The organism is Streptomyces sp. NPDC096046, from assembly GCF_040303285.1.
Classification (GTDB): Bacteria; Actinomycetota; Actinomycetes; order Streptomycetales; family Streptomycetaceae; genus Streptomyces.
In genome coordinates this window covers 1-13,308 of the sequence record NZ_JBEOSZ010000064.1, presented here as the reverse complement: position 1 = coordinate 13,308, position 13,308 = coordinate 1, and the positions used below count along the sequence as shown (strand labels likewise).

Sequence of the window (13,308 nt, the reverse complement as noted above, 5' to 3'; positions counted from 1 at the left end):
CAACCCGCCCTTTTGTATTTTCCGCCAGACGGAATATTCCGTTGCGAAACAAACCGATAGGATCGCCCCCATGCGCCGTTCGAAAATCGTCTGTACTCTCGGCCCCGCGGTCGACTCCCACGATCAGCTCGTCTCGTTGATCGAAGCCGGCATGAACGTGGCCCGCTTCAACTTCAGCCACGGCTCGCACGCCGAGCACCAGGGCCGGTACGACCGGGTCCGTGCCGCCGCCAAGGAGACCGGCCGGGCCATCGGTGTCCTCGCCGACCTCCAGGGCCCGAAGATCCGTCTGGAGACCTTCGCCGAGGGTCCCGTCGAGCTGGTGCGCGGTGACGAGTTCACCATCACCACCGAGGACGTCCCCGGCGACAAGACGATCTGCGGGACGACCTACAAGGGCCTGCCCGGCGATGTCACCAAGGGCGACCAGGTGCTCATCAACGACGGCAACGTCGAGCTGAAGGTCACCGAGGTCGAGGGCCACCGGGTGAAGACGATCGTCATCGAGGGCGGCGTCATCTCCGACCACAAGGGCATCAACCTGCCCGGCGCGGCCGTCAACGTGCCCGCGCTGTCCGAGAAGGACATCGAGGACCTCCGCTTCGCGCTGCGCATGGGCTGCGACCTGGTCGCGCTGTCCTTCGTCCGCGACGCCAAGGACGTCCAGGACGTGCACCGCGTCATGGACGAGGAGGGCCGCCGCGTCCCGGTCATCGCCAAGGTGGAGAAGCCGCAGGCGGTGCAGAACATGGAGGACGTCGTGATGGCGTTCGACGGTGTGATGGTCGCCCGCGGTGACCTGGCCGTCGAGTACCCGCTCGAGAAGGTCCCCATGGTGCAGAAGCGCCTGATCGAGCTGTGCCGGCGCAATGCCAAGCCGGTGATCGTGGCGACCCAGATGATGGAGTCGATGATCACCAACTCCCGTCCGACCCGCGCCGAGGCCTCCGACGTGGCCAACGCGATCCTGGACGGTGCCGACGCGGTCATGCTGTCCGCCGAGTCGAGTGTGGGCGCGTACCCGATCGAGACCGTCAAGACGATGTCGAAGATCGTCGCCGCGGCCGAGCAGGAGTTGATGTCCAAGGGCCTGCAGCCGCTGGTGCCGGGCAAGAAGCCCCGCACGCAGGGCGGCTCGGTGGCCCGCGCCGCGTGCGAGATCGCCGACTTCCTCGGCGGCCGGGGCCTGGTGGCCTTCACCCAGTCCGGCGACACCGCCCGCCGGCTCTCGCGCTACCGCGCGGTCCAGCCGATCATCGCCTTCACCACCGACGAGGCCACCCGCAACCAGATGGCGCTGAGCTGGGGCGTGGAGCCGCACGTGGTGCCGTTCGTGAACAGCACCGACGAGATGGTCGCCCTGGTCGAGCAGGAGCTGGTCAAGCTCAACCGCTTCAACGACGGCGACATCGTGGTCATCACCGCCGGTTCGCCCCCCGGCGTCCCCGGCACGACCAACATGGTGCGGGTCCACCACCTGGGCGAAGCCAAGGGCTGATCCGGCGAAAAGACCCCCACGGGCCGTGAAGGCCTGTACACGGCACCGAGGGCGCCCCCTGGATCTCCAGGGGGCGCCCTCGGTGTGTGCGGCTCCCGAACAGGCTGCGGGGGGCGCTCAGTCGGTGACGAAGTTGTGCAGCCCCGGCACGTGCAGGGTCCCGCCGAACTGGCCGGCCTGCTGGACCGTCACGTTGGTGAAGTAGATCAGCGGGATGTTCAGCGGCGGCGGGTGCTCCGGGTCGAACGTGATCGGGATCAGCCCGAGCAGGTTGCCGGAGATGCTCTCCGTGTACATCACGGTGTCGCCACCGGTGATCGTGGACGTCGAGCCCTTGGCGGCCTGCACGTGGTAGGTCTTGCCGGACTGCTTGTCCTTGACCGTCTGGTGCAGGTCGCCGATGTCGGTGCCGCCGGAGATGACGTACTTCAGCACCTTCTTGACGGTGCCGTTGGCGGTCCGCACCTCGACGATGCCCTGGTAGTCGGCGCCCTTCAGCGTCAGCGAGCTGGCGTTGAGGAACCACGGGTCGTCGGGCAGCGGCACCTTGTTGTCGACGCCGCCCTCGGCGTCGGTGGCGGCCGGGCAGTCGTCAGGGTCGGTGGTGGCGCTCGGGGAGGGGCTGTGCGAGGCGGTCGCCTCCGCGGCCTTCTCCGCCGCGTCCTCGGCCTCCTTCTCGACGGCCTTGGTGCTGTCCTCCACCGTCTTGCCGGTGTCCTTCACCGTGTCGGACGCCTTGCCGGTGGTGTCCTTGACGGTGTCCTCGACCGTGCCGGTGGCCTCCTCGGCCGTGTCCTCGCCGGCGCCGGAGGTGTCCTCGGCCGGCTTCTCGGTGCTCTGCGACGCCGAGGCGGACGGGGTCGGGGCGGAGCTCGCCCCGCCACTGTCCTCGCCCTTCCCACCGTCGAAGATGCCGCCGATCGCGTCGCCGATGCCCTCCAGCAGGTTGCCGCCGCTCTCGGACGGCGAGGGGGACGGAGTGGCCTCCGCGTCGTCGCCGCCCGTGGCGGGCGCGCTCGTGGACGGGCTCGGCTTCGGCTCGGCCTTGTCGTCGGCAACTGAATCCGACGAAGAGGAACCGCCGTTGTTCGCGTCCGTGGCACCCGAGGGAGACGGCTTCGGGGCCGTGTCGCCCTGGTCGTCGTCCTTCTCGTCCGACGCGCCATCGCTCGCGGAGGGGGACGGCGTGGGCGAGGCGGAGTCCTTGTCGGCGTCCTTGTCGGATTCCTTGCCGGAGTCCTCCAGTGCCGCCACACAGTCCTTGTACTCGTCGACCGTCAGGCTCTTCGACGTCGGTGCCGCCGGAGTGTCGCTGTCGGCGATGGCGAGCGTCGACGTGAAGCCCAACCCCATGAGCACCGCCGTCGGCATCGCCGTCATGGCTATCGCCTTGCCGGTCGGCCTGCTGAACCTGGTGAACAGCGGCTTCCTGGGTGCCGCGTGGCGCGGCCCGGTTCTCACACGGGACGCCCCCACCTCAGCCCCGTGGGTCACCTCGTCAGCCGGCACTGTGCCTCCCGTTCGCCCCGTTAGCCGGGTTCGTTCCTGACAGATCGTTCGGGCCGCTCATCCCGTCCCCCACCGCCTCGAGGGCCGTCGTGTCCGGGTCCGTGGCCTGAGGCGCGGCGCCTGTGTTCGAGGTGCCCTCCACCACGGGCGGCTCACCCGGCACCCACGCCACTGCCATCGCGCCGCCGACGAGGGCGAACAGGAAACCGATGATGAAGCCGCCGAAGTTGGACACCGGAATGGAAACCAGGCCCAACAGAATCGCCGCGACGCCCGCGAAGGTCCGGATGTACTTCTGGAACCAGAGGCTGATGCCCAGTACGACGAGCAGCACACCGATGATCAGGGAGCCGGCGCCCGCGGTGGTGGACATCGCCAGGGTCAGATGCCCCAACTGGATGTGCGCGTACGGGAAGTACATGATCGGAACCCCGCCGATCATGATGAACAGGCCGGCCCAGAACGGCCTTGCGCCCCGCCAGGCGCGGAACTGCAGCCTCCGGCGGATGAACTGGCCGCGCGCGGCAGAGGTCTCGGCGCTCATGGAAAACAGCTCCCTGGTGCGGCGTTGCTGTGGTGAGGGTGGTGAGTGAAGAGGCGGGTCGATGGCGGACGGGCGGGGCGCCGTCGGCTCCCCGCCCGTCAGGGAGTGCTCAGTAGCACTCGATGCCGGCGCCCTTGCCCTTGTGCAGCGACATGTGCAGACCGCTCAGCTTGAAAGTTCCGGCAGTGGTCGCCCATGCCGTCTGCTTCACGTCCCGCAGCGTCGCCGACTCGGCCTGCTGGCCGAAGCCGTTCGGGTTGGCTTGCTCCTTGCCACCCTTCATGCCGGGGCCGGGGCCGTTCTTCATGGCACCGGCCGCCACGCCGATGTCTATGTTGTGGAACTCGGCGTCCGCCTGAAGGTCCTCGACATCGATGTACAGGTTCTTGGCGTAGACCTGCTTCTTCTGGTCGCTGCTGTCACCTGCCTCCAGCCTCAGAGTGACGTCCCCGAGGAAAGGAACGCTCGGAGTGACAACGGACTGGCACATCTTCTCGATGTAGGCCGACTTGAACGCTGAGACCGCCACCGCGTGAGCCGTCTTCTCACCGGAGAGGGTGGTCCCCGGATCAACAGCCCCGTACTGGGAGAAGCCCGTACCGTTGAGCTCCTTCGCCGTGACCTTGAACGACTGCCCCGACACACTGAACGATGCCGCGAGAGCACCCTGCGCCAGCGCCACGCCTATCACAGCCGTGGCGGCGACGCTGGGCACCATGACCACAGCGAACCGCTTCCATCTGGTCCCGCCACGCACCTGGGACTCCATATTTCCTCCTTCTCGGACGTACATCTCCTGTCCTGACCAGCCTCGATCCGAGGCTCAGCCGGGCAGGGATGGGAGAAGTGCTACGTCCTCGGGAAGGAGAGCGCCTGCACTCGGCGGCGCAACTGCGCCCGAATCACCGGCGATCACCCCCGAGCGACAACCACTGGTCGCGCCTGACACGCATCACGCACAACCCTGCTGGACAGGCTTCACCGGAAGGGCGAAGACCCCCCTGTCCAAGAGCCGGCGCCACTGCCGCCGGCTCTGCTCGGTGGGGACCCAGGATGTCCCGCGACCCAACCGGCTGCCGGGGTACGGGATTGGACCGAGCGTGGCCGATCGTGGTGCATTCTCGCCGCCCGCACAAGGGGGTTCGTTACTCGCTAGTAACGGCCGGATAACCGAACAACGACCCATCGATCTCGACCGGCGACACAGGGTGGTGCCGAACGGCCGTACAAAGCTGTTGATCGATGGACAGAATCCGACAGATCAACGTCCGGGACTTACTTGTAGTAACAGCGGCCGCGATTGCCAAGATTTGGCAAAGCGCGGCCGCGGTGACCCCTTGGGGACAGACTTTTCACGCGGGCATCACATGCCCGCGCGTTTAACGACTGGTCAGAACAGGGCGCGGGCCAGCGCCCTGCGCGCCGCGATCACCCGGGGATCGTCGGGCCCCACGACCTCGAACAGCTCCAGCAGCCGCATCCGTACGGTGTCCCGGTCGTCACCCACCGTGCGCTGCACGGTCTCGATGAGCCGGCCGAACGCGTCCTCCACATGGCCGCCCACCAGATCCAGGTCCGCGGCGGCGATCTGCGCCTGCACATCGGCCGGTTTGTCGGCCGCGTCCCGGCGCACCCGCTGCGGGTCGACGCCCTGCACCCGCTGGAGCAACTCCGCCTGTGCGAGGCCCAGTTTGGCTTCCTCGTTGCCCGGGTCCTCGGTCAGCACGTTCTTGTACGCCTGGACGGCACCGGGCAGGTCGCCCGAGTCGAGCGCCTGCACGGCGGACTCGAGGAGCCCGTCGTGCGGGCCGGCCGGACGTTCGGCCGCCGACGGGGCACCGCCCGGCTCGGCCTCGGGGTCGACGGTGAGACCGGTCAGGCCGAAGCGCTGCTCACCGACCTGCACCAGCTGGTCGAGGGTCTGGCGGATCTGCGCCTCGCCCGCCGCTCCCTGGAAGAGCGGCAGCGCCTGCCCCGCGACGACCGCGAACACCGCGGGGATTCCCTGGATGCCGAACTGCTGCATCAGCATCTGGTTGGCGTCGACGTCGACCTTGGCGAGCAGAATGCGGCCGTTGTACTCGACGGCCAGCCGCTCCAGCACCGGGCTGAGCTGCTTGCAGGGCTCACACCACTCGGCCCAGAAGTCGATGACGACCGGCACCTCGGCGGACCGCTGCAGGACCTCCCGCTCGAACCCCGCCTCATCGACGTCGATGACGAGGTCGGCCGGGGAGATCGCCCCCGTTCCGCCCTCCCGGGCTGCTTGTGCGCGCGTCTGCTCCGCCTTCGCCTTGGCCTCCTGGGCCGCCTTCACCGCGGCGAGGTCGACGACTCCGCTCATGGACATGTTCCGTGGCTGCATGCGCCTATCCTCCCCCGTACTGCGCGCGCGTGTGAAAAACGGTGTGAAAGCAAGGCCGGTCCGGTGCCTTTCGGCGCCGGGTCCCCACCCCACGCCGGGTGTGCCAAGACCCGTGTACGTCCCTCACGGGCTTTCGCTACGAGTCGTAGCGTAATGCCCCTCCGCCCGCCCGGGACACCACCCCCCGGTGATCTCCCTCACGGCCGCACAGGAACCGCCGGTTTATGGTCGGCAGATGCAGAGCCGCAGCCCAGCCAGCCGCACGGGGCGTCCGCGCAGCGCCACGGCGGACGCCGCGATCCTGGCCGCGACCCGCGAGGCTCTCGTGGAACTGGGCTGGTCCAAGCTCACCCTGGGAGACGTGGCGACGCGCGCCGGGGTTGCGAAGACCACGCTCTACCGTCGCTGGGCGGGCAAGAACGAACTGGTCGTCGACGCGGTGGCGGAACTCTTCGACGAGCTGCGGCTCCCCGACCGCGGCTCCCTGGCCGCCGACATCGAGGGCGTGGTCCTCCAGTTCGCCGCGATCCTGGCGCTCCCGGAGGCGAGAAGCGGCCTGATGGCGGTGGTGGCGGAGGCCACCCGCGACGAGGCCCTGCGCGAACGCATCCGGGCCTCGGTCGTCGACCGCCAGAAACGCCTGGTCCTGGAGGGCCGCGCGCGGGCCCAGGAACGGGGCGAGCTCCCGCCGGAACCGGACCCCGCGTCGGCCGCCCGCACGGTGGACCTGATCTTCGACATGGTGGCGGGAGCGGTGGTCCACCGCACCCTGGTGAGCGCGGAACCGGCGGACGAGGAATGGGTCCGCGGCTTCACCGGCGTGCTGCTGCGGGGCCTGGCGGGAGAGGCCGCCCGGTCGGCCGACGGCTGAGCAGCGCCCCTGCCCGCCCGGGTGACCCGCTCCCGGCCGTGCGCTGCGGGGTGTGATGCCGCACGCCCCACGCCGCCGGGGCACATCAGGTCTGCCGTCCGGCGACCGGCGGCGTCGCCCCGGCTCGGGCGGCCGCGGGTCAGAACCCGGCGGGCTCGGTGTACACCCCCCACTCGTCCCGCAGCACTCCGCAGATCTCCCCGAGCGTGGCCTCCGCGCGCACCGCGTCCAGCATCGGCTCGATCATGTTGGCGCCATCGCGGGCGGCGGCCAGCATGGCCTCCAGGGCGGTGCGCACCGCGGCCTCGTCACGGGCCGCCTTCCGCCCGCTCAGCGCCCGGACCTGCTCGCGCTCCACCTCGTGGCTGACCCGCAGGATCTCCAGATCCCCGGTCACCGACCCGGTGTGGCAGTTGACGCCGACGACCCTCTTGTCGCCCTTCTCCAGCGCCTGCTGGTACCGGAAAGCCGACTCGGCGATCTCCCCGGTGAACCAGCCGTCCTCGATCCCGCGCAGGATGCCGGAGGTGATCGGTCCGATGGGGTGCTTCCCGTCGGGGTGCGCCCGCAGTCCGCGCTCCTTGATCTGCTCGAAGATCTTCTCCGCGTCCGCCTCGATGCGGTCGGTCAGCTGCTCGACGTACCAGGAGCCGCCCAGCGGATCGGCCACGTTGGCCACGCCGGTCTCCTCCATCAGCACCTGCTGCGTGCGCAGCGCGATCTCCGCCGCCTGCTCGCTCGGCAGGGCGAGGGTCTCGTCGAGCGCGTTGGTGTGCAGCGAGTTCGTCCCGCCGAGCACGGCCGCCAGCGCCTCCACCGCCGTCCGTACGACGTTGTTGTACGGCTGCTGCGCGGTGAGGGAGACGCCCGCGGTCTGGGTGTGGAAGCGGAGCCACTGCGCCTTCTCGGACTTCGCGCCGTAGACGTCGCGCATCCAGCGGGCCCAGACGCGGCGGGCCGCGCGGAACTTGGCGATCTCCTCGAAGAAGTCGACGTGCGCGTCGAAGAAGAAGGACAGGCCGGGGGCGAAGACGTCCACGTCCAGTCCGCGCGAGAGGCCCAGCTCGACGTACCCGAAGCCGTCCGCCAGCGTGTACGCCAGCTCCTGCGCGGCCGTCGACCCGGCTTCGCGGATGTGGTAGCCGGAGACGGACAGCGGCTTGTAGTCGGGGATGCCGGCCGCGCAGTGCTCCATCAGGTCGCCGATGAGCCGCAGATGCGGCTCGGGCTGGAAGAGCCACTCCTTCTGGGCGATGTACTCCTTGAAGATGTCCGTCTGGAGCGTGCCGTTGAGCACGGACGGGTCGACGCCCTGCCGTTCTGCGGCGACCAGGTACATGCAGAAGACGGGGACGGCCGGGCCGCTGATGGTCATCGACGTCGTGACGTCGCCCAGTGGGATGTCCTTGAACAGGACCTCCATGTCGGCCGCCGAGTCGATGGCGACACCGCAGTGCCCGACCTCGCCCAGCGAGCGCGGGTCGTCGGAGTCGCGGCCCATGAGCGTCGGCATGTCGAAGGCGACCGAGAGCCCGCCTCCGCCGTTGCGCAGGATCATCTTGTAGCGCTCGTTGGTCTGCTCTGCGTTGCCGAACCCGGCGAACTGCCGGATGGTCCACGTCCGCCCTCGGTAGCCGGTCGCGTACAGGCCGCGCGTGAAGGGGTACTCCCCCGGCCAGCCGATCCGGTCGAACCCGTCGTAGGCATCACCGGGCCGCGGCCCGTACACCGGCTCCACGGCATCGCCGGAGAGCGTGGTGAAGTCGGCTTCGCGCTTACGCGCGGCGTCGTACCGGGCCTGCCAGCGGCGGCGGCCCTCCTCGATGGCGTCAGCGTCCATACCCTCGAAGTTACTTGGACGTCCTAGTAAATGTCGATGGCTGACGGCCGTGACCCGGCGAACGGGTGAGACCGAACCGCCGCACGCGCGCGTACGGCGGTGACGGCGCCTGCGCGCGGTTACGCCTCGGCGGGCGCGGGCGCGTCCTCGGTGATCCGGGACTCCAGCTCGTGGCTGATCCGGCGCTCCACGAAGAACGCGGCCGTCGGGATGGTTCCGGCGAGCAGCACCCACAGCTGCTTGCCCACCGGCCACTTCGCCTTGGAACCGAGGTCGAAGGCGAAGATCAGGTACACGACGTACAGCCAGCCGTGCGCGATGCTGACGACGCGCGTGAAGTCGGCCGCGCCGTTCAGGTCGAGCACATACTTGCCGATCATGCCGAGGGTCAGCAGGACCAGCAGTACGCCGGTGACGTAGGCCATCACGCGATAGCGGGTCAGCACGCTCTTCTTCATGCCGTCGAGCGTAACGACCCGTTCCGGGAGATCTTGCCCCGGGTCACTCCTCCTCGAAGTCGCCCGCCGCCACGCGCAGCGGCCGCAGCATCGCGAAGATCTCCGCGCACTCCTCGGCGTCGTACACGCCGAGCCCGAAGTCCATCGCCATCAGATCCCGGGTGGCCGCCTCGACGACCTCGCGACCCTTGTCGGTGATGCTGGCGAGGGTGCCGCGGCCGTCGTTCGGATTGGGCCGCTTGGCGACCAGCCCCGACCTGACCAGCCGGTCCACGGTGTTCGTCACGGACGTGGGATGCACCATGAGCCGCTCACCGATCTTGGACATCGGCAGCTCGCCGGACTTGGAGAAGGTGAGCAGCACCAGCGCCTCGTAGCGCGCGAACGTCAGCCCGTACGGCCTGACCACGGCGTCGACCTCGGCGAGGAGGATCTGCTGGGCACGCATGATCGAGGTGATCGCGGCCATCGAGGGCACGTTTCCCCAGCGCTGCTTCCAGCGTTCGTCGGCGCGCGCGATCGGATCGAAGGAGAGACTGAGCGGCTTCGGCACGAACCCGACCCTACCGGCCGGTCACATGGTGGTCAGCCCTGTCTCGCCCTTCGGGCGTGCGGCGGGTCCGCGTCGCCGGCACCGCTCCGGGTGCCTACTCGGCGAGGTGCCGCTCCACCGTCTCCACCTTGGACGTGAGGCCGTCCGTCACACCGGGGCGGATGTCCGCCTTGAGGACCAGGGAGACCCGAGGGGCACGCCGCTCGACCGCGGCGACCGCGCGGCGGATGACGTCCATCACCTCGTCCCACTCTCCTTCCACAGAGGTGAACATCGCGTCGGTCCGGTTCGGCAGCCCCGACTCGCGCACCACCCGCACGGCGTCGGCGACGTACTCCCCCACGTCCTCGCCGACCCCGAGCGGCGTCACGGAGAAGGCGACGATCATGCCTTCACCGCGCCTTCCTCGCGGGCGCGGGACGCGATGACCGCGTCGTCGGCCTCACGCCGCAGCCTGCGCTCGGCGAAGAACCCGCCCGCGGGCAGCACCGAGAGGACGAAGTACAGCGCGGCGGTCTTCAGCGGCCACTTCGCGCGGTTCCACGCGTCGGCCCAGAAGATCACGTACAGGACGAACAGCACCCCGTGCACCATGCCCATCACCGGCACGGCGTTGAAGTCCGTGGTCCGCTTCAGTACCGAGCAGACCAGCAGGAGGAGGAACGAGATCGCCTCCGGGGCCGAGACCAGGCGGAGGCGGCGGATGGCGGTGGCGGTCTTGAGGTCCACGGGTCACCTTCGGTGGGAGAGAAACGGGTTTGTGAACGCACGCACAAGCGTCCCGCCCATTGTGGCAAACCCCGGGGAGCCCGGACCCCTAGGGGTGTACTCAGGGACGTTCTCCGCCCACGGGACCTGTCCGCGGGGCCCGGCCTGCGGATACCGTCCCTTCGTGGCGATGTTCCGACTTCAGAGCAGCAAGGTGCTCGCCGTCGACATGACCGGGGATGCCGTGAAGGCGAAGAACGGCTCGATGGTCGCGTACGACGGGGAGATGGCTTTCAAGAAGCTCAGCGGCGGCGGCGAGGGCATCCGGGGCATGGTGACCCGGCGGCTGACCGGTGAGCAGATGACGTTGATGGAGGTGAAGGGGCGCGGGACCTGCTGGTTCGCGGACCGCGCCTCCGAGATCAACCTGGTCGGCGTCCAGGGCGACAAGCTCTACGTCGAGTCGAGCAACCTGCTCGCGACCGACGGCGGGCTGCGCACGGGCACGGAGTTCACCGGCCTGCGCGGCGCGTCGCAGGGCAACGGGCTGTTCACCACGACCGTCGAGGGCCACGGCCAGGCGGCGATCATGTCGGACGGCCCGGCGGTGGTGCTGCGGGTGAGCCCGCAGTACCCGCTGACCGTCGACCCGGGGGCGTACGTGGCGCACCAGGGGAACCTGCGGCAGTCCTTCCAGTCCGGTGTGACGTTCCGCACACTGCTCGGCGAGGGTGGCGGCGAGGCCTTCCAGATGCGGTTCGAGGGGGACGGTCTGGTGTACGTGCAGCCGAGCGAGCGGAACACGATCGCGGGAGACGTGTGATGGCCTTCCGGGAGATCAACGGCAGGATGATCGAGGCGACGGTCACGCCGGGGCAACGGCTGTTCAGTCAGCGCGGCGCGATGCTCGCGTACAAGGGAGAGGTGTCCTTCACGCCCAACACGGCGGGCGGCCAGGGCGGGATCATGTCGATGATCGGCCGCCGGGTCGCCGACGAGGACACCCCCCTGATGACCGTCGAGGGCAGTGGCACGGTCCTCTTCGGGCACGGCGGGCACCACATCCAGGTGATCCGGCTCACCGGCGACACGCTCTACGTCGAGGCGGACCGCCTCCTGGCCTTCGAGGGTTCGCTCCAGCAGGGCACGATGTTCCTGGGCTCGCAGGGCGGCGTCATGGGCATGGTGCGCGGCCAGGTCAGCGGCCAGGGGCTCTTCACGACCACGCTGAAGGGGCACGGGGCCGTCGCGGTGATGGCCCACGGCGGCGTCATCGAGATCCCGATCGGCCCGCAGCGGCCGGTCCATGTGGACCCGCAGGCCTACGTCGCCCACCACGGCGACGTCCGCAACAAGCTGTCCACGGCCCTGGGCTGGCGGGACATGGTGGGCCGCGGCTCGGGCGAGGCGTTCCAGCTGGAGCTCAGCGGCAGCGGTGCGGTGTACGTCCAGGCGTCGGAGGAGAAGCTGTGAGCACGTACGGAAGCCCCGGCGCCGGCCCCGCGGTCTTCGACCCGGCGACGCTGCCGCCCGACGACAACGTCAACGCGTACACCTTCTGCGTGGAGCTCAAAGGGAGCCAGTGGTTCCTGCAGAAGGGGAAGATGATCGCCTACTACGGCTCGATCGACTTCAACGGGGTCGGACACGGCCGGCTGGACCGTCTCGTCCGCACGTCCTTCCATTCGCCACTGCACGCGAGCGACTGGGTCGTGGCGGAGGGCTCGGGCAAGATGCTCCTCGCCGACCGGGCCTTCGACGTCAATTCGTACGACCTCGAAGAGGGCAACCTGACCATTCGCTCGGGCAACCTCCTCGCTTTTCAGCCAACTCTGTCACTGAAGCAATCAATCGTGCCGGGTTTTCTGACCCTCATCGGAACCGGAAAGTTCGTGGCCGCTTCGAACGGCCCGGTGGTGTTCATGGAGCCCCCGATCCGGGTCGACCCCCAGGCCCTGGTCGGCTGGGCCGACTGCCCCTCCCCGTGCCATCACTACGACCACGGGTACATGACCGGCGTCATGGGCGGTCTACGTGCACTGACGGGCCTCGGCGGGGCATCCGGCGAGGAGCACCAGTTCGAGTTCGTCGGCGCCGGGACGGTGCTGCTCCAGTCGTCGGAGACCCTGATGGCCGAACACGCCACGGGGGTCGTTCCACACCAGGCGGGCGTGCCCGGCGGCGGGGCGCACAGCCCTCAGGCCGGGCAGCCCGGGGTACCGCGTCTTCCCGGACAGCTCGGGGACCTCCAGCGTCGCTTCGGGCTGTGAGCGGTAGTCTGCGGAGTGTGACATCGAACGCCTGCGCACTACCGTTCGCCCAGGTGTACGCGGTCACACGCCACCCCTCACTAGTTCGCCTTTCAACCTTTTAGGTAGACTTCATTCATGGAGACCGAGACGGCCACCCGCTGGCTGACCGATGCGGAGCAGTGCGCCTGGCGCACCCACCTGGAGGTCAACAGGCTGTTGACGTACCAGCTCGAGAAGGACCTGCAGCCGTTCGGCCTGACAATGAACGACTACGAGATCCTGGTGAATCTCTCCGAGTCCGAGGACCACAGGATGCGGATGAGCGACCTCGCCTCCGCCACCCTCCAGTCCAAGAGCCGCCTCTCACACCAGATCACGCGTATGGAGAACGCGAACCTGGTCCGGCGGGAGAACTGCGAGTCGGACCGCCGGGGACTCTACGCGGTCCTGACCGACCACGGCATGGCGACGATGCAGAAGGTCGCGCCCCACCATGTGGCGTCCGTGCGCAGGCACTTCATCGACCTGCTGTCCCCCGAGGCCCTGACCGAACTCGACAAGTCCCTCAAGCCCATCGCGGAGCACCTGCGCGGGCAGCGCGGGCGCCCGTGACCCCCGGCTAGTGCCGCGGCAGGCAACGTTTGCCCGTCAAGGAGCGGCGTCCGGTGCGTGCTCTCGGCGTGCCGGGTGCAAGCCCTCGTACTGGGTGT

General features: G+C 69.1%; 15 protein-coding genes. 6 read left to right on the top strand and 9 right to left on the bottom strand.

What is annotated here, in order from left to right; all coding sequences use genetic code 11:
* The first annotated feature begins 70 nt into the window (after positions 1–70).
* Positions 71–1,498, top strand: a complete 1,428-nt coding sequence (gene pyk, locus ABTX62_RS34315; protein ID WP_352119841.1) for a pyruvate kinase — start codon at positions 71–73, stop codon at positions 1,496–1,498.
* Positions 1,499–1,615: 117 nt separating this feature from the next.
* On the opposite strand, the gene ABTX62_RS34310 is transcribed toward pyk, so the two are convergent.
* From ABTX62_RS34310 to ABTX62_RS34295, 4 genes are all read right to left on the bottom strand, one after another.
* Positions 1,616–3,007 carry a hypothetical protein gene (locus tag ABTX62_RS34310; RefSeq protein WP_352119840.1) on the bottom strand — a complete coding sequence of 464 codons (1,392 nt, stop codon included), beginning with the start codon at positions 3,005–3,007 and terminating at the stop codon, positions 1,616–1,618.
* Positions 2,997–3,551: a DUF6114 domain-containing protein gene (locus ABTX62_RS34305; RefSeq protein ID WP_352119839.1), complete on the bottom strand. Its 555-nt coding sequence runs from the start codon at positions 3,549–3,551 to the stop codon at positions 2,997–2,999. The genes ABTX62_RS34310 and ABTX62_RS34305 overlap by 11 nt, the downstream gene beginning before the upstream one ends.
* 109 nt (positions 3,552–3,660) lie before the next feature.
* Complete coding sequence (locus ABTX62_RS34300; protein ID WP_352119838.1) at positions 3,661–4,320, bottom strand: DUF6230 family protein; 660 nt, start codon at positions 4,318–4,320, stop codon at positions 3,661–3,663.
* A gap of 621 nt (positions 4,321–4,941) precedes the next feature.
* On the bottom strand, positions 4,942–5,916 hold the full coding sequence (locus ABTX62_RS34295) for a tetratricopeptide repeat protein (RefSeq protein ID WP_352119837.1): 975 nt from the start codon (positions 5,914–5,916) through the stop codon (positions 4,942–4,944).
* Between the two features lie 235 nt (positions 5,917–6,151).
* Between ABTX62_RS34295 and ABTX62_RS34290 the strand changes: the two genes are divergently transcribed.
* Entirely contained in the window at positions 6,152–6,787 is a 636-nt protein-coding gene (locus ABTX62_RS34290) for a TetR/AcrR family transcriptional regulator (RefSeq protein WP_352119836.1), read from the top strand.
* A 139-nt stretch (positions 6,788–6,926) separates the two neighbouring features.
* On the opposite strand, the gene icmA is transcribed toward ABTX62_RS34290, so the two are convergent.
* From icmA to ABTX62_RS34265, 5 genes are all read right to left on the bottom strand, one after another.
* The gene (gene icmA / locus ABTX62_RS34285; protein WP_352119835.1) at positions 6,927–8,627 is read right to left on the bottom strand and encodes a coenzyme B12-dependent isobutyryl-CoA mutase large subunit; all 1,701 of its coding nucleotides are present in this window, start codon (positions 8,625–8,627) and stop codon (positions 6,927–6,929) included.
* 119 nt (positions 8,628–8,746) lie between these two features.
* Complete coding sequence (locus ABTX62_RS34280; protein ID WP_283972440.1) at positions 8,747–9,085, bottom strand: DUF3817 domain-containing protein; 339 nt, start codon at positions 9,083–9,085, stop codon at positions 8,747–8,749.
* A gap of 43 nt (positions 9,086–9,128) precedes the next feature.
* On the bottom strand, positions 9,129–9,638 hold the full coding sequence (locus tag ABTX62_RS34275) for a MarR family winged helix-turn-helix transcriptional regulator (RefSeq protein ID WP_283972439.1): 510 nt from the start codon (positions 9,636–9,638) through the stop codon (positions 9,129–9,131).
* A 94-nt stretch (positions 9,639–9,732) separates the two neighbouring features.
* The gene (locus ABTX62_RS34270; RefSeq protein WP_352119834.1) at positions 9,733–10,026 is read right to left on the bottom strand and encodes an MTH1187 family thiamine-binding protein; all 294 of its coding nucleotides are present in this window, start codon (positions 10,024–10,026) and stop codon (positions 9,733–9,735) included.
* Positions 10,023–10,367, bottom strand: coding sequence for a DUF3817 domain-containing protein (locus tag ABTX62_RS34265; protein WP_352119833.1), 345 nt, complete (start codon positions 10,365–10,367; stop codon positions 10,023–10,025). The genes ABTX62_RS34270 and ABTX62_RS34265 overlap by 4 nt, the downstream gene beginning before the upstream one ends.
* Positions 10,368–10,536: 169 nt before the next feature.
* Between ABTX62_RS34265 and ABTX62_RS34260 the strand changes: the two genes are divergently transcribed.
* From ABTX62_RS34260 to ABTX62_RS34245, 4 genes are all read left to right on the top strand, one after another.
* A complete protein-coding gene (locus ABTX62_RS34260) occupies positions 10,537–11,169 on the top strand; it encodes an AIM24 family protein (protein WP_352119857.1) in 633 nt (210 codons plus the stop codon).
* On the top strand, positions 11,169–11,819 hold the full coding sequence (locus ABTX62_RS34255; RefSeq protein ID WP_352119832.1) for an AIM24 family protein: 651 nt from the start codon (positions 11,169–11,171) through the stop codon (positions 11,817–11,819). The genes ABTX62_RS34260 and ABTX62_RS34255 overlap by 1 nt, the downstream gene beginning before the upstream one ends.
* Positions 11,816–12,616: an AIM24 family protein gene (locus ABTX62_RS34250; protein WP_352119831.1), complete on the top strand. Its 801-nt coding sequence runs from the start codon at positions 11,816–11,818 to the stop codon at positions 12,614–12,616. The genes ABTX62_RS34255 and ABTX62_RS34250 overlap by 4 nt, the downstream gene beginning before the upstream one ends.
* Positions 12,617–12,733: 117 nt before the next feature.
* Entirely contained in the window at positions 12,734–13,210 is a 477-nt protein-coding gene (locus tag ABTX62_RS34245; RefSeq protein WP_352119830.1) for a MarR family winged helix-turn-helix transcriptional regulator, read from the top strand.
* The last annotated feature ends 98 nt before the right edge of the window (positions 13,211–13,308 follow it).